Source organism: Thioclava sp. SK-1, from assembly GCF_001705665.1.
In the GTDB taxonomy this organism is placed as follows: Bacteria; Pseudomonadota; Alphaproteobacteria; order Rhodobacterales; family Rhodobacteraceae; genus Thioclava.
In genome coordinates, this window is record NZ_MDHA01000028.1 from 1 (window position 1) to 22643 (window position 22643).

The window sequence follows — 22643 nt, forward strand, 5'->3', positions numbered from 1 at the left end:
CTGCTGGGCGGTGCGGGGCCTGATACGCTTTTTGGTGGGGCGGATCATGATCTGATCGGCGGCGGGGCCGGCGATGATAGCATACAGGGCAACTTGGGTTTTGATACGGTCTGGGGCGGTGCGGGGGATGATCAAATCGCAGGAGGTTATGGGCTCGATCAGCTGCATGGTGGCGCAGGGGCTGACAAGATCTGGGGCGAAGATCAGGCGGACAGGATCTGGGGGGATGCAGGCAATGATACGCTGCTGGGCGGTGTGGGGCCTGATACGCTTTTTGGTGGGGCGGATCATGATCTGATCGGCGGCGGGGCCGGCGATGATAGCATACAGGGCAATCTGGGGCATGACACGGTCTGGGGTGGGATGGGCCGCGACCGGATTACAGGCGGCGCGGGCAATGACCAGCTGCATGGCGGCGCGGGCAATGACCTGATCTGGGGCGGGATGGGCAATGACACGCTTTGGGGCGATTTCGGGATGGATATGTTTTATTTTCACAGCAATCAGGGGGCGGACCGGATTGCCGATTTTACGCCCGGAATTGACTATCTTGTTTTGGATATTGGTATTGATGATATCTCTGATTTGTATCATGCGGATTGGCAACAGGGTCTGCGACTGGAATGGGAGGGTGGCTCGCTTTTGCTGGAAGCTGTGCAATGGAGCGACATTCACCCCGACACGGATATTGACCTGATGTAATCGGGGCAGGCCCTTTGTGTGTTAATCGCTTTGCTTGTCAAACAGGGCGTTAGATGCGAAAACGCCGTATAAATTCAGAAAATGGACAAGGCGTAGCGCGTGAAAATTCTATGTGTGGGGGCCGGTCTTTCGGGGGCCGTGATCGGGCGCAAACTGGCAGACGCCGGGCATGACATTACCATTGTCGATGCGCGAGACCACATTGCCGGAAATTGCCATACTGAACGCGATGCGGATACCGGCGTGATGGTGCATATCTACGGGCCGCATATTTTTCACACCGATGATGCCGAGGTGTGGGACTACGTCAACGCCTTCACCTGCTTTATGCCTTATAAGAACCGGGTCAAGACGACATCGCGGGGACAGGTGTTTTCACTGCCCGTCAACCTGCATACGATCAACCAGTTCTTTGGGCGCACCATGCGCCCCGACGAAGCGCATGATTTCATCACCCAAGAACAGGCCGATACCACGATCACTGACCCGCAGACCTTTGAAGATCAAGCATTGCGCTTTGTCGGGCGCGACCTTTATGAGGCCTTCTTTAAGGGCTATACGGTCAAGCAATGGGGAATGGATCCGTCGCAGCTGCCAGCCTCGATCCTGAAGCGATTGCCGGTGCGCTTCAACTATGACGATAATTATTTCTTCCATAAATATCAGGGTATGCCCGAAAACGGCTATACACCGATGGTCGCAGCCATTTTGAACCATCCACGCATTCAGCTGTCACTGTCGACCCGTTTTACCCGCGACCAGGCGGCGGAATATGATCATGTGTTCTATTCCGGGCCGATCGACGGTTGGTTCGATTATGATCTGGGACGTTTGGGATATCGGACATTGGATTTTGAACGGTTCACCTATCAAGGCGATTATCAGGGCTGCGCAGTGATGAATTACGGCGAAGAAAGCGTGCCCTACACCCGGATCACGGAACATAAGCATTTCGCGCCATGGGAAAGCCATGAAGGGTCTGTCTGCTACCGTGAATTTTCGCGCCTGTGCACGCCCGAAGACATCCCCTACTACCCCATTCGTCAGATGGGGGAAAAGGCGCTTTTGGCGGAATATGTCACCCGTGCGGAAAAGGAAACCGGTGTGACCTTTGTTGGTCGTCTGGGGACATATCGTTATCTGGATATGGATGTGACCATCCGCGAGGCGTTGGATGTGGCTCAGGGGTTCATAACCAAGGACACGGCCCCGGCCTTTGCTGTGTCACCGTTGTAAACGCATATGCGGGGACCGACCGTCGTCCCCGCAACCATCACCGTGCCGTCCCAAATGCTCGTTCAAGCCACCTTCCGTTTGAAAGCGCCTGGGCTTTTCCAGCCAAGTGTTGAGTGTCGGCGTCTTGAATTATAGACCCGGTTCATCCAAGCCAGCAGCTTGTGACGGCGAAGGTGCTTAATGAGCGAGGTGACGTGTCGAGCCGGTGCATTCCTTCCAATTGATGTCCGACACCGGAGGCGGGCGATGATAGACATTGCGTCCCAGCGCAATGGCCCCAGCATAATGGTCTGGCGGTTGACGTTAAGCTTTGTTGCAGGAGCGATCATTTCTGGCCTGGCAACAGGGCAGACTTGCCGAGCGCGCCGGACAATACTCAGCCTACAGCGCCAATTTTGCAATCTTGGCTACAGCTGTGTTCGCCCTGAAATCGGGGCTGTGATTTTGACGCGCCCCCTCCGGTGGGGCGTTAACATACGATCTTGCACCTAGCCGGAACAGACCCCGATCCGGCGTTTCAGGCCATCAGACTTTGATGAAAGCTGATCGCCTCTTCGAGGTTTTCGAAATAATGCAGCTTGCCCTCTTCCAACACGATGCCGGAATCGCAAAAATCGCGTAGATCCGGCATGGCATGGCTGACCATGATCGCCCCGGCATGGCGCATACGTTCTAAAAACACAGTGCGACTTTTGCGGCGAAACGCGGCATCGCCGACCGATGTTACCTCATCCACCAGATAGGTATCGAACGGCACCCCCATTGAGGTGCCAAAGGTCAGCCGCGATCGCATCCCGGCTGAATAGGTTCGCACCGGCATATCAAAATGTTTGCCCAGCTCGGCGAAGTCACGCACGAAATCCAGCAGCTCATCGGTATCCACCCCGTAAATCCGCGCCACAAACCGCACATTTTGGGCACCGGTCAGCTGCGGGTGAAACGATCCGCCAAATGCCACGGGCCATGAAATATGCCCATCGGTGACAATCCGCCCCTGATCGGCTGGCATTGTGCCCGCGACCATCTGCATCAAGGTGGATTTCCCCGCCCCGTTGCGGCCCAGCAAAGCCAGGGATCGCCCCGTGGGCAGGGTCAGGTTCAGATTATCGATGATCACCTTGCGCTCATGGCCGACCCAGAAGCTTTTGGACAGGTTTTCAAACCGGATCATGGATCTGCCTTAGCCCCTGTCGCGGATCGAATAATAGACCAGCGCGGCAATCCCCCATGCCAATAATAAGAACAGCACGGCCAGCCCCAGGATCTGTCCACGTTGCGGATATTCCGAAGCCTGTGCCAGCGTGGGCGCCACATAGGTCGCAAGATAACGCGATTGCCGGGACGCTTCCGCCTTGGCGGCATCAAAGGCGGTCAGCGCAGCGGTATAGGCACTTTCCGCGAACTGGCGTTCAACCTCCAGGCCTTCATATTGCGACAACAGGCTTGGGTAATCCTCGTCAGTGCCCTCCACCTTGCTGGTTGCCAGATTGCGCCGTTCTTCGGAAATTCGGTCACGGATCACCTGAATGCGGCGCTGAGTTTGCGCCAGTCGGGGATCGTCGGGGCGCGATGTGGTGCCGCTCAGCTCGTCTTGGGCGACCAGTTCCTGTGCCAGGCTTTGCTGCAAATTGGTCAAGACGCCGGTCCGGCTGGCAATATCGGAATCCACATCAACGATCTGCGTACGGGTCCGGAATTCGGTCAACGAGGCGCGGGTATCACGCAGCCTGTCTTGTGCCAGGTCCAGATCCTCGCGTGCATAACGCAGCGCGTCATTGCGCGCCGCTTCGCTGAGCATATTGATCAACCGTTGGCTTTCCATCACGACAGCGCGTGTTACCGCCTGGGCATAATCGGGATCAAAAGCGGTCACTTCGATTTCCGACAGGCCTGTGGATTGGTCATAAGACACCTGAACAATACGATCCCAATAGGCGGTCAGGTCTTCGATCGTGGCATCAGGGGCCAGTGCAAACACTGGGTCAGACCAGTAGTTTTGGGAATAATGGCCGCGCAAATCCAATTCTTGATCAATGGCCTGCACCATCTGCTGGGATCGGATGAATTCATAAAGTACATCCCCATCCGACGAAGACGAGGTGCCGGTAAATGTCGCCAACCCCCCCAATAGCTCTGACGCGCCGGTACTTTCTTCAGATCTTACCGTGAACCCGGCGGTTGAGGCATATCGGTCATCGGCCACCAGCCAAAGATAAGCCGCGATCACAATCATCGGCGCCAGGACACAGGCGATAAAACTGATCAGCAATCCGCGATGGCGCGGTTTGAGCGTCGCGGGCGAGGCCACCGGAAGCACCTTTGGCTTGACCGCGTGTGGACCGGGAAGCGTGCCGGCTTTCTTGCCCGGGCCATTCGGACCGGGCCCTGCCCCCCGATTGTGCCCGTTGCCCGGCCCATTGCCTGCGCCCTGCCCAGGGCCATTATTGGGCCCGCGCCCTACGGCAGGTCCTGTCGCAGGGCGCGGCGCCTGAGCCCCGCCCGGAACACGTCCAGCACCATTCCCTTGTGTGTTACCCGGCCCGGCGCCCTGCTTGGCTGCGGCGCCGTTCGGGCCCACAGCACCTTGTGTGCCCCCAGCCGCCTGCGGCGTGGCAGATGCGCCAGCCTGAAGGGTAGGATCGGACATCGATGCATTTTGCGAGGGGGGCTTGGGCTGTTGGCTGTTCACGCGGGACCTATTTGAAACTTGCCTAATTCTGGTGATACTGGGGGATAATGTCCACTCGGGATTTATCACAGATGACCACCCCCCCAATGCCCGTGTCTTTGCCAACGCGCAAGCCCGCAAGCCGTGGTCTGCGTATGGCACGTGTGATTATGGCCCTGACGCTGCGCGAAATGAGCTCGCGTTACGGGCGGTCTCCGGGGGGGTATATATGGGCTATCTTGGAACCGTTGGGTGGTATTTTCGTGATGGCATTAGGGTTTTCCCTGCTGGTGCGCAGCCCGCCCTTGGGAACCAGTTTCTTATTGTTCTATGCCAGCGGGTTCACAGCCTTTAACCTGTATCAGGGAATTTCAAATACCGTGGCCCGCGCAATCGCTTTTTCAAAACAGTTGCTCAGCTATCCGGCGGTGTCTTGGTTGGATGCTATTTTGGCACGTTTCATCCTCAATAGCCTGACCGGTATCATGGTGGGATATATCACCATTGTCTCAATCTTGGTGATCACCGGGGAACGGCCCAATCTGGATGTTGGACCGCTGATCGAAGGGCTGTTGCTGACGTTGCTTTTGGGGCTGTCGGTCGGCACGCTGAACTGCGCGCTGATGGGGGTCATTTCGGTCTGGGATCAGATCTGGTCCATTGCTACCCGGCCGCTGTTCATTATCTCTGGCGTGTTCTTTCTCTATGATACCTTACCGCAAACCATTCAGGATATTTTGTGGTTCAACCCGCTTTTGCATATCGTGGGGCTGATGCATATGGGGTTCTACCCAACCTATCATCCCGTGCATATTTCGCCCCTATATGTTATCATGGTGTCGCTGGGCATGCTGTTTTTAGGCTTGGTTTTGCTGGGGCGCTATCACCGGGACATCTTGAACCGCTAGGCGTGCGCCCGGCGCAAGGCCTGACCTGCGGCCCGCATAATTCCACAGGTCAGATCATGGGGTCGGTTACAGTCCCGCGGCATCAAGCCTTTGGGCCAGATGCTGCATCTGTGCCTCGGTATCGGCCATTTGACGTTCCAATTTCAGCAGCCTGCGTGCCTGGCGAATATTCGTCTCGACCAGGTAGTCCAAAATCCGGCGGCGCAAGTGCTCCATATCCGGCTGTTTGGGCGGTGTTTTGCCCGCATCCCTTGGATCGAACCCAAAACAGGATTTGAACTCTTCAAACAACGGACTGGCCTGTGCGACAATCTGTGCCGTTTGATCATAGTTGAAACATTGCTCGGCAAGCTGTTCCAGCGAGGGGATGTCAGAGGCCGAACGGAAAATCGCCTGATCAAAAGCCCGGGGCAGAACATGGTCTGGAAACCGCGTATTGAACGCGGCACGCAAGAGAATTTCAAAATCCTCACCACGTTCAAGCACACGCTTTTGGGGCACATCCAAGGTCACGCCGATGGCTGTAGCGAAATCTTCGGCAATATCATCGGCCGCATCATAGGAGCGCACATCCAAAAGATCGCCTGCCATTTGATGCCAGTTGATCAGGCCAGAATACCATTGCACCAGTTCACGCGCGCGGTCGTTATAGGCCTGCACCGGCCCTGGAGAGACCTTGTCACGGATCGACCACTGCACATGGGCCGATGGCAGCCAAGAGGCCGGATCACGCGCATAACCGATCAATTGCACCGTGATCCCGGCCGCAACCAGTTGCGAAATCATCGGCCGCATAGTCTTTGCATTGCCCGAGAATGCCTCGTTTGACAAAATGAAATGATCGGTGCCGTTTTGGTCATTGCGGGCACGCAACACCCCAATCAGATGATCTGTTGCCGCGATCATATCCGGCGGGGATAAGGCAAAGAAATTCGATTGTTTTTCAACCCCGGAAAAATTCGGGTCGATCATATCGAACCACATGCCAAGATAATCTGCGCCCTGTGCACGCAGCCTATCCGCATTCGCCCGCAACGCCGCCTGAATGGCACTGGAGCCTGTTTTGCCCATGCCGATATGGAACGTCAATTTCATGCTTATCCCCGTCAAATCTGCACCCCGCAAAGGATACGTCAGCCAAGCTGCGCGATCATATCAAAATCGGGCGCATATGCCTGTGCGATGGCCGTTTGCCCCGCAGCAAAAGTATCGGTTTTTCCGTTCGGTTGGCCGATACATCCCCCGGAGTGAGCACCCCCGCATCCATAACCGGCTCAGCGCCAGAACCAAGGTCGCAACCCGCATTTTATGTGAGCCCGCCGTAAAATTTTCGACAGCTCCAAGTTGCAGACCCGGGATGTGATCAAAAAAAACCGCCTTGCGTTGCAAGCGCGAATATTCAGCCAGATCGCGCAGTTTCTTACGCACTGCCGATATAAACCGGCTTTTCAGGCTGCGAACACAGATCAGATAGGACAAGACGACAAACCGCAGCCCCTGGCTGATATGCGCCGTATAATCAAGCTCTTGGACTGATCCAGTTTCGGCCTGCATGCAGATGATCGGCGTTTGGCTCATGGATCTGTCCCAGATTGGGTCGAGGGCACCGGTTGGGATTGGCCTTGTAAAGCACAAAGCTGTTTGAGCCTGTGTATGAACGGCTGAGCCGCACCATCCCACGTCCGATCCTGCATATCCTGAATTGCCTGTTGTGACAGGCGTTGCAACAGATCGCGGTCGCATGCCAGCCGATCGAGTGCATGCATTGCATCCGTCACACAATGTGCATTGGACAACAAGATCCCGTTATGGCCATCCACAACCGCCTCTGACACAGCCCCCACATCTGTGGCCAATGGCACAGCGCCTGCGCGCATGGCTTCCAAAACAATCAAGGGCAAGCCTTCGAAATACGATGGCAAGACAATCACATCAGCCCATTCCAGCGCCTCGGTCATGGCCTCTGGCGTGGTCTTGGGCGGTTCCAGACTGTCGGTGATGGTTGCAGGCAGGGCTGCCCCGCCTGTCCCCAGGACTGTTCCACCGATATACCGCCATTTGATATCGAAATCGGCTTCCTGGCTGCCTTCGACAATCGGCACCAACCGGTCCAGCCCCTTTTGCATATCCAGCCGCCCGATATAAAGTGCGCGCAGCGCGCGCTCTGGAACGTGGGGCGTGCGCGGCGCCCCGGCAGTGGCGGGCAAATCAAAGCTGGGAGCGTTTGGGATCGGGATGATCTTTTCGGCGGGCATGCCCATCGCATGGCACCAATCCCCCAACATATTAGAACATGGCAGTATCATATCATAGGCATGTTCAAACGCCAGCGCATGATAGGTATTTCCCACCGGACGGGCAAAGACCGAATGGTCCGACAGATGCAGTGAATTGGCTGTCACGACCCCAAGCCGTTTTAACTGCCCCATCACCCCTGAAATCGCGGCACCGTGGAAGTTGACCACCCCGTCCAGCCATGCAAGCATCGCTGTGGCATTGCCCTTGTTGCCCCAACGCGACCAATCGGAAATATCAGTGCCGAAATAAGCCGCCTGCGTTGGGCCCCAAGTGGCAAATTCAGGATCTGCCAGGAAGGTGACCGTGTCAAATGTCTCGCGCCATTCCGCCGGATAGGTGATCGTGTCTTGCTCTAGGACAAACAGATGCGGGTGGAACCCTGCCCGTTTCAACGCGCGCGCGACATTCAATGCAACGCGTTCTACGCCGCCAAATTCCACCAATGGCAGCAAGAACCCAATATGAAGACCGCCATCGGCCACCCGTGGATATGCCGCCGAAGACAGACAGGTCTGGCGCGGAATTTTATGCGTGCGCTCACGCCAGCCGATGTCCTGGGTACGCCATTCCCATGTATGGGCCGCCGCCAGGGTCAAACTGTTGCGGCGCAACCGGGCCATAAGCGCCAGCAAATCACATGCCACCCGGTCGGGCGCAGCCCCTGCCCCGTTCCAAAGGGCCTGTGGCACAGTCATTTCGATCCGCGCGACCGAAATCGGGCAGTGCGGCAATTCCAACTGCGAGATCCAGGACAGGCTGCTGTCCTTCAGCACTTTGCGGACCAATTGTGTTTCAAGCATCGCCATACCACCGGTGACGGGCTGGGCGGAGGGGTCGCGGCTGACGCGCATCGTCAGCGTGTCCTGGCGTTGCGGCAGGGCCGGGTTACCCGGCATCACATGTGCCACGGTCACGGGACACGCGTGGTCAAGCTGGCGTTCCAGGGCCCATAACACCCCGCTAACAAGCCCCCCATCGCACAACGTCTTCCAAAGCTGACTGTCTGTCACAACGGTTAAGGGCGGCACGAAATAACGTTTGTTGCCGGTGGTGCTGCGAAACAGCAGATCGGAATATTCGTCAAAGGAGTATATCTTGCGATTGGGGCTGGACGGATCAACCGTCCAGATCACCTGATCCGTATCGCTCAGGTGAATGGCAAAGCGGGGCGCTTCTTCCTGCTCTAATGCCAACAGCCCCTTTGGGCTGAACAGCTGTTTATGTTTTTTGCGCATTTCAGCCCGGATCGCATCGGCATCACGTTCTGAATCCGCCAGCATGCTTTCGCCGCGTTTGCGGTATTGAAAGCCGAATTCTTCCAGGTTCATGCCCGTAAACCCGGCATCCCCCGCTGTCAGGAAGAAATCCCAATCTTCAAAGCCGGATTTAAAGGAGGTATCAAACACCACCCCTGCATCAAAGACCCGGCGATGCACCAGGCTGCCAGCTTCGCAAACATTCATCACCGTATGGATCAGCCGGGAATATGGGCCGCCGTAATCACCCGCATAGCGCAAGCCAAACATATCAATGTTAGGATACACCCAATCCACATCGGGATGTTCGTCCAGCGCTGTCATCGCCCGGCGCAATGCAGGCGGGCGCAGACGATTGTCAGCATCAAGCAGATAAATTGCTTCCAGCTCTTGCCAGCGCGCCAAAGCATAACCAATGCCGCAGTTGCGCGCATCCGACAGGCCACCGTTCTTTTTCGGCACATAAGCGATCTGCTCAGGATAGGCCCGCGCATAGGTGCGGCACACCTGATCCGTTTCGCGATGCGGACAACCGTCATTGACTAAGACAATGCGAATGCCCCAAGGCGCATCTTGATCCAAAATACTGTCGATCGCTTCACTTAATAAGACCGAGTGCCGGAAGATCGGGATAACCACCGCCACACGCACCGCCATATCAGACGCGGATTGATCGCTACCTTTCGTCATGATCATGCCTGCGCCCCGAAACGCAGTTTCAGATCAGAAAACCCTGACCAGCCAAACGCATTGGTACCATCTTTATCTGCCAACCGTGTCAGCAGATACAGATCCTGGCGCTGCTCTGATGGATCCAGATACAGGCGGCATTGCGATGCGGTGTCCGGGGCCACACGCACCCAGTTCAAAGTTTCGGCCGCATCGGCCGTCAGGCGCGTATGCAATGCCTGTGGCAAAATACCCGGCGCAGTGGGGCGTTCGGATTTGGGCAGGGCAAGCATCGCATATTCGACCTCTGGACCGTCCTTGTGATACGTACAGATCCCGGCCGAAATTTCGACCGCGCCGGGAAAGACCAGATCCGGCACGATCGCAGCAGCAATATCTTGTTCCAGCACATGGACCAGCAGCGCATCTGTCCCCTGAATGAACGGAATATCTGCGCGCAGGCTGCGCATATCCAGCGCCTGCTCCAGCCATTCGCGCCCGACATGGCGCAATTGCCCCTTGCCTGCATACCCATTGGGCAAATGCGCGCCGGTAAGCAGTGGCGCGGCAACACCGGGCACCCAGGACCAGACGCGCTGCGCCAAAACAGCGGGGCGTGCATCATCACCGATTTTGGGGCGAAAGCGGGGATCTGGATGATCCGTCGCACAGGCAAGGGTCAAAACGCCCCCGCCCACCCAATGCACCGTGATTTGCAAGCTGACCGGATCGGGACCAAGCGCACGTTCCAATGAAAATCGGTTCCAACCCGTAGAAAGCTGTGCGGCCTGCAAATCCCACACCGCCAGAACCTGATCACTGTCCAGCCCGGTCAGGGTGACGCTGACCATCCCCTTTGGCGCGGCGCCTTCTGGATCAAACCAGAGGGCGAGATCGCACAGTCCTGGGCTGGCACTGGCCACGCGTTGCTGCACTTGCATCCCATTTTGCAACGTTACCACGGGTTGACCGCGTGTTGGTGCAATGATCGGACCGGGCGTGCGATGCTGCACATTCAGCCCATAAACGAAATGTTCCAACCCGCGAAAACTGGCCTGTATCAGGTCATGTTGCTGACGCAGCAGACCCAATTCACGCATATGGCGCGCCGATACGCGCGATGCAGCTGCATTTTGCTCCAACACGACATCCAACACCCGATCGCGCAGCGCGGCGATATCGGGCATATCAGCCTGTGGCAGGCAAGGTGGCAAGGCCAGCCCGAACATCTCCTCCCATAGCGCAACAATGTCCTGATGCGCGGTGTCATTCTCTTGTGTCGGGCGAAGATAGGCGTCGGCATCCAAAGCAACCTGCTCGGGGCGCAGCGACTGGCCATCGCATGTCGTAAAAACAAGCTTCTGGGTGTCTGGATCCGGTGACATAAGAACAAAAGTGATCCGCGCGTCATCACCATAATGTCGGGCGATTTCACCATCGCGCGTCAAAATTGTAGCCTTCACCATAATCCGTCCATTTCTTACTTCGCTCGTCATATTTGCAGACCAGACGGCCTTGGGGGCATATTTTCGGTTCTCAACGCAAAATGCAATGCGATAGACCAAAACCCCCCTGCAGCCAGGCTGTAGGGGGGGAGGAATTACATGCGTTGATGCATTTACGATTTATCCGCCCCGTATCAACGGGGCCTGGATTACCGTCCGGTGCGTTTGCACACGATCCCGGCTGTCTTGGCGATCAGCCCGATGTCGCGCCACATGCTCAGACCGCGGTGATAATCATCATCATAGGCCACGCGGCCAATGAAGGTGGTAGAGTTGCGACCTTCAACCTGCCACGCACCGGTAATGCCCGGACGCATGTCAAAATAGCTTTCGCCACCTGCGTTGCGATACAGCGCTTCTTGATCCACCAGGAAGGGGCGTGGACCAACAAAGCTCATATCGCCTTTGATAACGTTGAACACCTGCGGCAGCTCATCCAATGATGTCGCGCGCAAAAAGCGGCCCACACGGGTGATCCGCGGATCAACGGTCAGCTTTTGGTTCACATGCCATTCATGGGCCAGTTCAGGGCTTTCGTCGCACATTTTCTTCAGTGCCGCTTCGGCATCCGTCACCATTGTGCGCAGTTTATAGCAGTTAAACACACGGCCATCACGGCCAATGCGCGGCTGTACAAAGAACCCAGAGCCGCCATCGCGACGCACCAAGAACCAAAGTCCTGCAATCACTGGAAGCAGGATTGGCAGCAAAAGTAGTGCAAGAAAAATATCGAATGGGCGTTTTCCCAGACGACGGTAGGCAACAGTGCCAAGCCCGTCACGAAGGGCAGTTTGGCGGGATTGTGCGGTCAATGCGAATTTCATCGGGTTTACCCTTTGAGGAAGGAGTGGGCCGAAAGATGATACGGTTTTTTCTGCATGGGCATTCTGCAATGCAGCATTATGACGAAAGGTTAATGTCTCGTTCACTTAGAAAGGGCTTTTCTCACGGTTTCAAGGAAGGAAAACCCCCAGTCCCGAAAAATGCAGGATCTTGCCGCTTTATTGTGCGAATATACGCCGATAGCTTAAACGCTTTCCCTGCAATCCTTAGAATTGGCGATTGTTCAGAAATTTAATACGAATCGTTTCTATAAAGGAAATATCAATGAACGCTATATTTCATTGATATTTTCATCAGAGCCGCCCCATGTTTACGTCGCGTGACACATATGACCGCTTTATGTCGCAGCCGATCCGCGAAAATGATCATTTTCAAGGCGTATCTTTGACAAAATTTCAGGCAAATCCAATTTACCCTTGGGATTTGCTTGAAAAACATCCGGGTTCGGCTCAAATAACCCATATGTGAAGGCCTTCGTTAACCTTTTGATGAGGGCATGTGTGCAGTGCAGCATTAAGGGACCGTATGACGGTGGTTTGGTGCAAATCTGCGACTGCGACATAATTATCTTGGTGGATCACCTGATCCATATTCCGTTAAGGGGGACTATATGAATTTTCTGAAAACCATCACAACAGCTGCCGCTGTGACACTGGGCCTGGCGGCCGCCGCACAGGCAGCCACCATTTCGCTAACCAGTTCCACGACCAGCACCGACACGGCTGACAGCGTCAACATGTCGGGCGTATCCTTTTACACCTATACGTTCAGCTATGATGTCGTCGACAGCGGCTACTACTCCTTTGCCGTTGAATCCGACGATATCGATCCCGCAGCTTTCCTGTTTGAAATCAATCCAACAGACGCTGCCAATGACATCGCATTCTATTCGGTAGGCAGCACCGGCGGTAACGAATACTTCACCTATTACCTGACAGCCAACAGCACAATCGACCCCGATTACACGCTGTCCGTCAGCGCAGAAAGCGGCCTGTTTGGCACCACGCCGGGTTCGGTCACTGTGACCGTTTCGCCTGCGCCAATCCCGCTGCCCGCAGGTCTGCCGCTGTTGGCAGGTGCGTTGGGTCTGGGTGGCTTGATCGCGCGTCGTCGTAAAAAAGCGGCCTGATCGAAAGATCAGCCCAGGGTGACGACCTAACAAGGTGACACCCTCAACATCGTAACGCCGCCCCGTCGCTTTGCGCAGGGCGGCGTTTGCATGAATACGGCCTTTAGAGGCCATATTGTTCTGGCCTCCAAAAGGTAGATACGACGTCAAAGACCACATCAACTTAGGCATCTTTTACGTCGCAAACCGGTTGCGCACCCAAGATACCACAACACCCACAGGTTTGGGTTTGATCATATTGGACAGGACGATACCGATCATCACGCAGATCGGAACCTGCAGCAAAAACAAGATCAGGTAGCTGGTGGCATTTTCTGACACACCCGAGATCACGGCGAACATGCCGATAAATTTCAACGTGATGCTATGGCTGCAAAATATGACAAAGATATGCTTTTCCAGATAAAGCAGCCCGCGCTGAAACCAAGAGCCAGAGGTTGCCACAATCATCGCCACACGCCACATCAGGAAGGACATTGCCACGCGCGGCAGATGATAAAACACCACTTCAAGTACATGCGGCATATCGATTGTGCCCACGACATAGCGCTGTGCCAGCTCATTCCCGACGATCAAAGATCCAATCAACACCCAGCTTGGCACCCAGCCGCTGCGATGATTGACCGCCAGCATAAGACCGAAGAAGAAGAATGTCGCGATCTGGTTACGGAACAAAATAAATCCAGTTCCATTATGTTCGGCTGCCAACAGGGCAATCAAAATCACAATGCCCAAGGGCTTGAACCGTTCATAGGCCAGCAAAATTACCGTACTATATAGGCAGACCACAAAGACATCGCGCAGGAAATGCAGCGGTCCATTGGCTGGGGTGGCAAACACCCCGGTCAGCCCATTGACCCATGTCATCACCCCCGAAGGTGCGTCAATCTGCTGCGGTAAAATCTGATGCCCGACAACCATCAAGATCATCAATGGCAGCGACCAGACAAAAATCGGTATCATCAAGCTTTTGAATTTATGCCGGATCAAAGATCCTAATGTTTTGCGCCGCGTGAAAGAGATTGCAAATAACATGCCCGAGAACACGCTCAGCAGCGGCACAGAGGCCCGCCCCAGATGATCCACAACCACAGAGTAAAACAGGTGTAGATATTGGTTCACCTCGGCCGAAAGTATCCGATCCCCCCCCGGCCAGACATGATATGTCATCATAAATAAAATGCATAGGACACGTGCATTTTTGATTGTTAGGGACGTATCATTATTAAGTCGTATACGCTCAAGCTTCATACGTTTTCCCTTCTGGGATCGACGGAGGAGGTTGGGTCATATTTAAAGATCAGGGTTGTAACTTCTTGGTTAACATTCGCCTTTAATCCGACAAAGCCAATGCTGCAATTGCACAATGAGCGAAAAGTTGCCTGAATTGTTTCTCAAGCAACATGCATTTGCGCATTTTCATGTCACATGCATAAGAGATCAGCAGGATGCCTGTAATTGCCCATCGCATAGGCATTTCACATCTGCTGTTCCAACCTATTGTATATCTGGGCCCATAAATATGGAGCCAAATACGCTGAGCCGCTTTGTGTCAGATGCCCCCAATCGACGGCCGACAGATCCAGCAAGCTATCCGACACATGCGTCAGACAGCCCTGTGGCGTACACATATGCGCCAGTGGCGAGACATATCCAACATCCTCGGGCACACCCTGCGCAAGCTGCGTGTCCCAATCATATATATCCTCAAGCAAGCCCAGATCCATGAAGCGTGGAGGGTCGGTATCGAACCGATTGACATAGGCCAACATTTGCTTTTGCAACGTGCCGTTCCATTGCGGCACGGGTCCGACGATAAGGATAGAACTGTCAGGAACCCGCGATCTGATCTTATTAATCGTCTGATATAAAGCATTTATCTGCGATTTTTTTTCGCGCGGCGCATTTGGGGACAGTACCGACCACGATAGAAGAATAAGGTCTGGCTGAACCTGCGCGGCAATGTCCAATCGGCGTGTGTTCAGCTCAACCAAAGGCGTTTGATCATCCGCCTTGCCACGAATGAAAAACGGTGTGCCATTGCCATCGGTTGTCTGCACGATGCCAATCTCGGGATGGGCCGTGTCACGCCACGCCGCCAATCCATGATACAGCGCCGCCGCATAGCTGTCGCCCCACAGCATTATCGTGCGCGCCCGCGTATCGCGGCAGCCATTGGCCAACCAGTCCTCTGGACGAACCGCATGACACTCGCCTTCACGCACAACGGCAGCATAATCGAAATGGTCATATAGATTGTCGATGGCCGCCAGCTGCCCGATTTCCCCTACATAGTGGAACCGCCCGTCATACCCATCGTTGCGATGTCCCAGCAGCCCTAAGGCTGCAACGGCCGCCAGCCCTCCCCCAGACATCGCAAATATTGCAGTTGCAGAAATTTTTCTGCGATTGCGGAAGGGCCGTTCAATGTAGCGCCAGCTCAGCCAGGCCAAGACAAAACTGACCCCGCCCAACCCGGCCATAATCCACGGGTTCGGCGGCGCGATCAGCGGATAACGATAAAAGGCCAGCAAAGGCTGATGCCATAAATAAGCGCTATAGGATATAAGCCCAATCGCCACAGGCACCCGATGCGCCAAGCCCCGCCCCACATGGGTTTTGGGCCCGCAGAACAATACGATCAGCACCGTTCCCAATACCGGCGGCACCGCAGCAAGCCCCGGAAAGGGCGTCGCATGATCATAGGTAAACATCGGCACGACAATCAAAGCCACCCCGGCCCAGGACAGCCATTGCCCCTGCGCAGATACGACCACCGATGGCCCGCCCTGCCGCAGATACAGCGCCGCAAGCGCGCCTGCCAACAATTCCCACGCCCGCCCCGGCAACAGGTAGAAGCTGGCCGCCGGCGCAGCGCTGATCCCCCACTGTGCCACGCCAAAACTGATCACACCCAACACCGCCACAAGACCGATCAAACGGCGCAGACCCAGCCGCCACAGCCCCGCCAACAGCAAGGGGAATAAAATATAGAACTGTTCCTCAACCGCGAGGCTCCATGTATGCAACAGCGGTTTCAGCTCGGCTTGTGCGGCGAAATAATCGGTTTCATGCCAAAACAGCAGATTGGAGGAAAACACCGCCACCGCCACCAGACTTTGGGAAAAATCCTTCAAATCAGCCGGGGTCAACCACAGCCAAGCCAGCGGCAAACAGGCCGCTATCATTACAAACAGCGCCGGCAATATCCGCCGCGCCCGGCGTTCGTAAAACCCGATCAGACTATAACGTCCGGCCGCGATGTCTTCGGCCAGAAGGCTGGTGATCAAAAACCCGCTGATCACAAAAAATACATCCACCCCGACAAACCCGCCGGGCACCGCGCTGACCCCGGCATGAAATGCCACCACAGGGATCACCGCAAGACTACGCAAACCATCAATTTCGGGACGATATTTCATATACGATCACGCATCGTTGCAAAACAGCAGGGCCAAAGGCGCATCCTGCCAAAGCCTTAAGATGAACAACTGAAGCAAGATGCAATCAAAGCGTGTAGCCATTTCACCGCTATGCCAAGCAGAATGAGGTGAAGTTACGCGTTGGAGCCGTGGTTTTCGGCTCATTTCATCAAATTGTCTTGATTTTAACCGTCAAAACCGGCCTTTGCAGAGTTTGCCTTTGGGATGACACATGATTGAGGTAACATGGTTGAAAGATTCATGTGCACCGGCCCAGTCATTCCCCCTTCGGCTTCGGCTTTTTTTCTATCTTTGGCCCCGTATCCTACCTACGGCCCCGTGATGGCGCGATCGCGCCCGAAAGAACAACGCGATATGAGCGACACCGCAACAGTGCCGGCCCAACGGTCTTTGAGCAATTTTTCCGGACCGTTTTGGTTCTTTCTGGCGACGCTGGCGGCAGGGATCTATTTCCATGAAGGGCTGAATGCGCTTTTGGCTGCCTGGGCTACGCCGGAATATAGCCACGGCCCCCTGATCCCTGTGCTGTCGGCCTTTATGTTCTTGCAAGAGCTGAAGGCCGAACCGATCCGGCACGGCCCGGTCAACCGGGTGCCGGGGTTCATCGTGATGGTGGCAGCGGTGCTGCTCGGCGCGCTTGGAAAATTTTCACAGATCGACGATGTGGTGGCCTATGCCACGATCCTATGGGTTGGGGCGATGCTTTTGATCAGCTTTGGCTGGGCACAAGGGCGGCGGTTTTGGGTCCCGGTGTTGCATCTGGTCTACATGCTGCCACTGCCCGGGGTGATCTATTATAAACTGTCCACTTTCTTGCAAGGCGTGTCCTCAGAATTGGGGGTGCTGTTTCTGGGCTGGCTGAATGTGCCGGTGTTTCTGGATGGCAATATCATTGATCTTGGGGTGCTAAAGCTGCATGTGGCCGAAGCCTGTTCCGGCCTACGCTACCTGTTCCCGATCATGTCGTTTTCCTATGTATTTGCCGTGCTGTATCGTGGACCAATGTGGCATAAGGCCGTTCTGCTGCTGGCTGCGGCACCAATCACCGTGTTGATGAATTCGGTGCGCATCGCGGTTGCGGGCTGGTTGGTGCAATATTTCGGCGAAGCGCATCTGGAAGGGTTTTCGCATTTCTTTGAAGGCTGGGTGATTTTCATGGCCTCGGTCGTGCTGCTGTTCGTTCTTGCCTGGACCATGTTGAAGCTACAGCGCAGCCCGATGAGTGTGGCCGAAGCCTTGGATCTGGATTTCTCCAACCTGTGGCCACAGGCGAAACGTCTGGCGTTGGTGGAACCGTCCAAAACCATGATCCTGGCCGCATTGGTGATGGTGCTGGCCGCCGCCGCCTGGCAGATCCGTCCTGTGCCCACGCCAGAGCCGATCAACCGTGAGCCTTTCGCGCTGTTCCCAACCCAATTGGGCGATTGGCACGGCGCGCCGGCCGCACGCCTGTCACGCGCGGTGGAGCAGACATTGGGCGCGGATGATTATATCGGGCTGAATTTCACCCGTATGCGGCAAGAGCCCTCGGTCGAACTGTTTTCCGCCTTTTATGATGATCAAACCAAGGGCGGCACCCATTCGCCAGAAATCTGTCTGCCGTCATCAGGCTGGGAAATTGCCAGCCTGGAACGGGTGGATGTTGCGCCTCAGCTGGATCTGACTGCACCGTTCCGGTTGAACCGGGCCGTGATCCAAAAAGGCGAAGCGCAGATGCTGGTCTATTATTGGTTTGAAAGCCACGGCCGCCATGTGGCGTGGGATTTTGAAGCCAAGCTGATGCTATTGTGGGATGGGTTCACCATTCAGCGCACCGATGGCGGGCTGGTCCGGCTGACCACAGCTATCGCGCCCGATGAAGGCATGGATCAGGCCGAGGCCCGGCTGCAAAGCATGTTCATCGAAACCATCGCAACCTTACCGCGTTTCATTCCCGACTAAGATAATTGCGCCCGTGCAGATGTCTTTGTGCCGGCGATATCTTTGTGATTGGGTCCCAGCGTCGATGCGTTAGCCCCCAATCACAAAGGCCTAAAGCATCGGCGCTGCAGCATTGGTTTGCGCAAGCAAGGACTCGATGGTCTGCATCAGCTCATCAATGGGCTGTTCAAACCCGCCATCTGCCGGACGTGCCACGGTAAAGCCGTATCGATGGCCGACGCTTTCGGCGAACACACGTGCCATCGCATTGAACCGGTCCGGCGGCTGAATGACCAAAATCCCCGCGCCTTCGGGCAGGCACATCAGCGTATGCACGATATTGGACCCTTCCACCCCGATGGCCAGCGGCGCACCCGCCAGAATGGTCGCAATTTCTGCCGGCGTGTGATGCTCAGGCTCCAACACCACAAACCCCATCTTGGCCAGGCGCGCCAAGATCGCATCTTCGTTCACCAAACGGCGCGCAGCACCGGTGGTACCACGGCGCAAGAACACCGGCACGCCGCCCACAGGCCCGGTCAACCCGGCTCGCAGCGCCAGTCGGTTGCGCCGTAAGCGCTCAATCCGATGTGGGTTAAGATGTTCATCACGAAACAGCCACAGATCACGGTATAACGTGGGTTCGACATCGCATGCCGGAAGTCCGATCAAATCACGATAACCGGGTTCATGCTGCCATGCGGGCCGGGCCGGACGCACCGCAGACAGCCCCATGTCCATCGCCAGACGTTCGGCCACCAACCCATCACGAAACCAATGACCAAAATAGCGTTCGCTAACATCGGTGGCCACAAGCGCGGCTGATTGGGCCGTGGCAATCGGGCCGCGCACCATGACATGTTCGCTTTTGCCCCGCAGGTGACGCAGACCGCGCGCATGATATGCCCCGCCGCGTGTCAGCAACATATCGCTCAGCCGATATGCGCGGGTCGGCCCGTTCGTATCTTGTGCACCGAATGTCCAGTTTTCTTGCACGGCCCGCGTCGTTCCTGGGGAAAACTGCGTAATATGATCAAAGGCACCTTCAGGTGCCACCGGCGGTCGGATCGGCACTGGCTGACCGGGATGGATCACACGGGTTTCAACCGCCAGATCTTCGATCTCATGCTTGAGGATCTTTGACCAGACCCGGCTGGTATAGGGACGCAAGCGGCGCAGCATGATGGGGCATCCTTTCGGGAGCGGGCTTTGGGGAGCGGGCTTTCAAGGGCGGAGAGAAGCGCAGATCAGGCGGGGATATGCTGCGCAATGGCATCGGCACGCGTTTCATGCATGCCTTTATGCGAATGCCCATCGGCCGCATCACGCGCAGCATTGGCGAATTGCGCCTGCATCTGGGGATCCTTGGCAAAGCGCAGCAAAGCCTGCGCAAGCGCGGCAGGATCATCAACCGGGAATAGCAGACTGTTGTCGGCGCGAATAATATCGCGCACCCCTTCGGTATCGCTGGAAATCACCGGCACGCCCTGGCTGAACGCATCAAATATCACCCGTGGCTGTTCATGCTGCCGGTTGGCCAGAACAATCGCATGATACTGCCCCAGAAGGGCAAAAAACGGCGCCCCATAGGGCACGGGCGACAGAAACCGGACCTGCACCGGCCCGTCATGTACTGCGCAAAATGTCTGACATTCCTGTTGCAACGGTCCTTCCCCGATCAGATCAATGCCGATATCGGGGCGTTGCGCCTCTGGCAGGTCCAACAAGGCCCGGTCCAGATGGTCGATCGCTTGCAGCACCGCTGTGATGCCCTTGTCGGGCACCAACCGGGCGGGAAAGATAAACCGCGTCATATTTGATGACAGACCCGACAGACGCTGCATATTCTGGTCAGGGGTCAGGATCTGATCCTCGTTGATCCAAACCGCAGGTGCAATCAGGCTACGCTCCGTTCCGATACCAAACAGCCGGCGATAGCCATCTTGTGTAAAGATCCGCAGATCGGCGCGTTTCAAACATAGCCGCAATGCTGTTTTATGCACACCATGACTGATCCTTTGTCGCAGACTGGCCCCGGTTTTCGGCATCATCCAAAATGAGGATTCAATCACCATAATCCAGCGAAACCCCATCACAAACGACAGCGGCAACAGATAAAAGGCCAGCGGAAACGCCCAGCCTGCCCCATCCGAATGCACGATGCGACTGCCCCGCGCAGCCCGCACCACAGCACGAAAATTCCCAATGAAATTACGCCCAACCGAGCCCCAGCCATGATCTTCACGCAGCGCGGTAACCTGATCCGCATGTAGCCCGGCCACAGGGGCGGTGTCTTCTTCGGCCTGCGCCAGCGGCAGCAGCGGGCAACACAGTGCGAAATCCGCGATATACCCCAGATGAAGCTGCAGATCCTTTGCCCAAAGTGGGGTGGTGTGAACCGATCCATCTGGCCCTTCATAGGCCGGTATCCGTGAAAATAACGTATAACGTCCCGCGATCATAAAACCTCCTTGGCCTGGTTCAGCGGCGCCCATCCGCCAGATACAGCGCAAAGACCTTTGGCCCATCAATCAGGTAGCGTTTCCATAAGCGTCGCGGATTGCTAAGCAGGCGAAACGCCCATTCCATCCCTGCGCGTTGCACCCATTCAGGCGCACGCGCCTGATGGCCGGTCAGAAAATCAATACTGGCCCCGACACATAGCGCGGTGCCACGCGCGTGACCGCGCTGTTGCAGATCATGGGCGAAATATTCTTGTTTTGGAAAGGACAGACACAACAAGATCAGATCAGCCTGCGCTGCCTCTGTGGCGTGCAGCGTGGCCTCCCATTCGGGTGCCCCAGGCGCCATGAACGGCGCTTCGACATGAATGAAACGATGACCTGTAAACCGCTGGCACAAAATATCGAAATGCGCTGTGTCCGGCCCTACAATGGCAATCGTCAGATCCCGGCTGCGCGGATCTTCCAAAAGATCCCGCACCAATGATGCACCGGGATAGGTTTTCAACGCCATTCCGCGCATCTTGGCCAGACGTTCCAAAATCCGGCTGTCGCACATGCGCCATGTGGCCGCCTGATATGCGGGTGCAATCGCCGGATCACGTGATAGTCGCACAACGTGATCGACATTTGGCGTAACAAGATAGCGAAACCCATCATGCCCGTCCAAAAGCCGGCTTCGCCAGACATCATGATCGGCAACTGCGAAATCCAAAGATAAGAAAGTCATTTCAGTCATATCGGTGCGATAAGACATGGGAGGCACCTTTAATAAATTCGCTTCCCATATGATAATGAAACCTGCCTTTTAGCAAACAGCTTTTCCAATCAATCGCGCCCCTGTCACCAGGCGCAGGACCCAATGCCCATGTAACAGGCGCGACAACAGGCGCGGGATATACCGCCTGGCAGCGCTGCGATATCGATACTGTAACGCCATGGGGATGCGCATTTGCGCATGCTGCACCCTGTGCGCAACAGTCCAAAACATTGGGTGAGGCCCTTATTTTGCAATATCATTTGCGCGGCCATCTTTGCTTTACGGGGGGAGAGAGCGCGCGAAAAATGCACTAAGGTGACCCTGCGAATAGTCTAACACGATCGGCTTAATGGCTGCTCGGCCAAGGATAAAATCGCATCGAACAGCATTTCTGCCGTGCTGCGATCATCTAAGCGCAACGCCAACACACCATGGCGGCACAAAACCGGCCTTAGACTGGCCCAACGGTCATCACTACGCGTGTCATCTGGGTCGGCAATTTCAATTGCCGCCATAAGACGTTGATCACGGTCAATGATTGCAAAATCGAAATTGTGACGGCGCAACCGCCGATCACCTTCCAGCGCATCAGCGTGCAATAACCGCCCGGCATTGACCTGCAAAAGCAACCTGCACCCGGGGTCAAGCTCTTTCATCCCCAATTCCAGCGCCTGCAACCAGCCATTTTCACGTGGTGATAACAGCGGTGTAAGTGCTTCAACCGTGGTCTTTGGTTCATAAATGGGCGTGGCGCAAACAGAGGATGGCGACGCCGGGGACATCGCTTGTGAGCCACGCCGTACAGGCACGCCCGTCTTTGCCCCGCGACAATGGTCCCGTCTGG

At 55.8% G+C, this 22643-nt stretch carries 18 protein-coding genes; 6 read left to right on the forward strand and 12 right to left on the reverse strand.

The features are described 5' to 3' along the window. Nucleotides 1-702: calcium-binding protein (locus BFP70_RS04935; RefSeq protein ID WP_141693100.1), on the forward strand; the 702-nt coding region annotated here is incomplete at its 5' end. A 99-nt stretch (nucleotides 703-801) separates the two neighbouring features. Further along, nucleotides 802-1938 carry a UDP-galactopyranose mutase gene (gene glf / locus BFP70_RS04940; RefSeq protein ID WP_066010270.1) on the forward strand — a complete coding sequence of 379 codons (1137 nt, stop codon included), beginning with the start codon at nucleotides 802-804 and terminating at the stop codon, nucleotides 1936-1938. 517 nt (nucleotides 1939-2455) lie between these two features. Here glf and BFP70_RS04945 read toward each other — a convergent pair. After that, a complete protein-coding gene (locus tag BFP70_RS04945) occupies nucleotides 2456-3109 on the reverse strand; it encodes an ABC transporter ATP-binding protein (RefSeq protein ID WP_066010271.1) in 654 nt (217 codons plus the stop codon). Nucleotides 3110-3118: 9 nt separating this feature from the next. Further along, nucleotides 3119-4585 (reverse strand): hypothetical protein, encoded by a 1467-nt coding sequence (locus BFP70_RS04950; protein ID WP_066010272.1) that lies wholly within the window; start codon nucleotides 4583-4585, stop codon nucleotides 3119-3121. A 113-nt stretch (nucleotides 4586-4698) separates the two neighbouring features. On the opposite strand from BFP70_RS04950, the gene BFP70_RS04955 reads away from it, so the two are divergent. Then, nucleotides 4699-5514 carry an ABC transporter permease gene (locus BFP70_RS04955; RefSeq protein ID WP_083217361.1) on the forward strand — a complete coding sequence of 272 codons (816 nt, stop codon included), beginning with the start codon at nucleotides 4699-4701 and terminating at the stop codon, nucleotides 5512-5514. A gap of 66 nt (nucleotides 5515-5580) precedes the next feature. Here the strand turns inward: BFP70_RS04955 and BFP70_RS04960 are convergent, their stop codons facing one another. From BFP70_RS04960 to BFP70_RS04980, 4 genes are all read right to left on the reverse strand, one after another. Continuing rightward, nucleotides 5581-6609 carry a hypothetical protein gene (locus tag BFP70_RS04960; RefSeq protein ID WP_066010273.1) on the reverse strand — a complete coding sequence of 343 codons (1029 nt, stop codon included), beginning with the start codon at nucleotides 6607-6609 and terminating at the stop codon, nucleotides 5581-5583. A gap of 479 nt (nucleotides 6610-7088) precedes the next feature. Beyond that, nucleotides 7089-9764: a glycosyltransferase gene (locus BFP70_RS04970; protein WP_066010275.1), complete on the reverse strand. Its 2676-nt coding sequence runs from the start codon at nucleotides 9762-9764 to the stop codon at nucleotides 7089-7091. Next, nucleotides 9761-11203 carry a DUF6212 domain-containing protein gene (locus BFP70_RS04975; RefSeq protein WP_066010276.1) on the reverse strand — a complete coding sequence of 481 codons (1443 nt, stop codon included), beginning with the start codon at nucleotides 11201-11203 and terminating at the stop codon, nucleotides 9761-9763. Before BFP70_RS04975 ends, BFP70_RS04970 begins: the two co-directional genes overlap by 4 nt. A 188-nt stretch (nucleotides 11204-11391) precedes the next feature. Then, nucleotides 11392-12066 (reverse strand): sugar transferase, encoded by a 675-nt coding sequence (locus BFP70_RS04980; RefSeq protein WP_066010277.1) that lies wholly within the window; start codon nucleotides 12064-12066, stop codon nucleotides 11392-11394. Between the two features lie 358 nt (nucleotides 12067-12424). Between BFP70_RS04980 and BFP70_RS21320 the strand changes: the two genes are divergently transcribed. Both BFP70_RS21320 and BFP70_RS04985 read left to right on the forward strand, forming a co-directional pair. Next, the gene (locus BFP70_RS21320) at nucleotides 12425-12553 is read left to right on the forward strand and encodes a hypothetical protein (protein WP_255356593.1); all 129 of its coding nucleotides are present in this window, start codon (nucleotides 12425-12427) and stop codon (nucleotides 12551-12553) included. Between the two features lie 142 nt (nucleotides 12554-12695). Further along, nucleotides 12696-13214: a hypothetical protein gene (locus tag BFP70_RS04985; RefSeq protein ID WP_066010278.1), complete on the forward strand. Its 519-nt coding sequence runs from the start codon at nucleotides 12696-12698 to the stop codon at nucleotides 13212-13214. Nucleotides 13215-13388: 174 nt separating this feature from the next. Here the strand turns inward: BFP70_RS04985 and BFP70_RS04990 are convergent, their stop codons facing one another. Together BFP70_RS04990 and BFP70_RS04995 are read right to left on the reverse strand one after the other, a co-directional pair. After that, nucleotides 13389-14465 carry an acyltransferase gene (locus BFP70_RS04990; protein ID WP_066010279.1) on the reverse strand — a complete coding sequence of 359 codons (1077 nt, stop codon included), beginning with the start codon at nucleotides 14463-14465 and terminating at the stop codon, nucleotides 13389-13391. 227 nt (nucleotides 14466-14692) lie between these two features. Beyond that, on the reverse strand, nucleotides 14693-16636 hold the full coding sequence (locus BFP70_RS04995; protein WP_066010280.1) for an acyltransferase family protein: 1944 nt from the start codon (nucleotides 16634-16636) through the stop codon (nucleotides 14693-14695). 375 nt (nucleotides 16637-17011) lie between these two features. On the opposite strand from BFP70_RS04995, the gene xrtD reads away from it, so the two are divergent. After that, nucleotides 17012-18598, forward strand: coding sequence for a VPLPA-CTERM-specific exosortase XrtD (xrtD, locus tag BFP70_RS05000; protein ID WP_066010327.1), 1587 nt, complete (start codon nucleotides 17012-17014; stop codon nucleotides 18596-18598). Between the two features lie 90 nt (nucleotides 18599-18688). Here the strand turns inward: xrtD and BFP70_RS05005 are convergent, their stop codons facing one another. From BFP70_RS05005 to BFP70_RS05025, 4 genes are all read right to left on the reverse strand, one after another. Then, entirely contained in the window at nucleotides 18689-19759 is a 1071-nt protein-coding gene (locus BFP70_RS05005) for a glycosyltransferase 61 family protein (protein ID WP_066010281.1), read from the reverse strand. Nucleotides 19760-19824: 65 nt separating this feature from the next. After that, a complete protein-coding gene (locus BFP70_RS05010) occupies nucleotides 19825-21039 on the reverse strand; it encodes a glycosyltransferase family 4 protein (RefSeq protein WP_066010282.1) in 1215 nt (404 codons plus the stop codon). Nucleotides 21040-21058: 19 nt separating this feature from the next. Then, on the reverse strand, nucleotides 21059-21796 hold the full coding sequence (locus BFP70_RS05015; RefSeq protein WP_083217363.1) for a WecB/TagA/CpsF family glycosyltransferase: 738 nt from the start codon (nucleotides 21794-21796) through the stop codon (nucleotides 21059-21061). A 335-nt stretch (nucleotides 21797-22131) separates the two neighbouring features. Beyond that, the gene (locus BFP70_RS05025; RefSeq protein WP_141693102.1) at nucleotides 22132-22581 is read right to left on the reverse strand and encodes a DUF2726 domain-containing protein; all 450 of its coding nucleotides are present in this window, start codon (nucleotides 22579-22581) and stop codon (nucleotides 22132-22134) included. Between the last annotated feature and the right edge of the window lie 62 nt (nucleotides 22582-22643).

What these genes read in the sequence shown, in the direction of transcription:
- BFP70_RS04945 (WP_066010271.1), bottom strand. Translation starts at nt 3,109, where the DNA reads ATGATCCGGTTTGAAAACCTGTCCAAAAGCTTCTGGGTCGGCCATGAG.
- BFP70_RS04950 (WP_066010272.1), bottom strand. Translation starts at nt 4,585, where the DNA reads ATGTCCGATCCTACCCTTCAGGCTGGCGCATCTGCCACGCCGCAGGCG.
- BFP70_RS04955 (WP_083217361.1), top strand. Translation starts at nt 4,699, where the DNA reads ATGACCACCCCCCCAATGCCCGTGTCTTTGCCAACGCGCAAGCCCGCA.
- BFP70_RS04960 (WP_066010273.1), bottom strand. Translation starts at nt 6,609, where the DNA reads ATGAAATTGACGTTCCATATCGGCATGGGCAAAACAGGCTCCAGTGCC.
- BFP70_RS04970 (WP_066010275.1), bottom strand. Translation starts at nt 9,764, where the DNA reads ATGATCATGACGAAAGGTAGCGATCAATCCGCGTCTGATATGGCGGTG.
- BFP70_RS04975 (WP_066010276.1), bottom strand. Translation starts at nt 11,203, where the DNA reads ATGGTGAAGGCTACAATTTTGACGCGCGATGGTGAAATCGCCCGACAT.
- BFP70_RS04980 (WP_066010277.1), bottom strand. Translation starts at nt 12,066, where the DNA reads ATGAAATTCGCATTGACCGCACAATCCCGCCAAACTGCCCTTCGTGAC.
- BFP70_RS21320 (WP_255356593.1), top strand. Translation starts at nt 12,425, where the DNA reads ATGTCGCAGCCGATCCGCGAAAATGATCATTTTCAAGGCGTATCTTTG.
- BFP70_RS04985 (WP_066010278.1), top strand. Translation starts at nt 12,696, where the DNA reads ATGAATTTTCTGAAAACCATCACAACAGCTGCCGCTGTGACACTGGGC.
- BFP70_RS04990 (WP_066010279.1), bottom strand. Translation starts at nt 14,465, where the DNA reads ATGAAGCTTGAGCGTATACGACTTAATAATGATACGTCCCTAACAATC.
- BFP70_RS04995 (WP_066010280.1), bottom strand. Translation starts at nt 16,636, where the DNA reads ATGAAATATCGTCCCGAAATTGATGGTTTGCGTAGTCTTGCGGTGATC.
- xrtD (WP_066010327.1), top strand. Translation starts at nt 17,012, where the DNA reads ATGAGCGACACCGCAACAGTGCCGGCCCAACGGTCTTTGAGCAATTTT.
- BFP70_RS05005 (WP_066010281.1), bottom strand. Translation starts at nt 19,759, where the DNA reads ATGCTGCGCCGCTTGCGTCCCTATACCAGCCGGGTCTGGTCAAAGATC.
- BFP70_RS05010 (WP_066010282.1), bottom strand. Translation starts at nt 21,039, where the DNA reads ATGATCGCGGGACGTTATACGTTATTTTCACGGATACCGGCCTATGAA.
- BFP70_RS05015 (WP_083217363.1), bottom strand. Translation starts at nt 21,796, where the DNA reads ATGTCTTATCGCACCGATATGACTGAAATGACTTTCTTATCTTTGGAT.
- BFP70_RS05025 (WP_141693102.1), bottom strand. Translation starts at nt 22,581, where the DNA reads ATGTCCCCGGCGTCGCCATCCTCTGTTTGCGCCACGCCCATTTATGAA.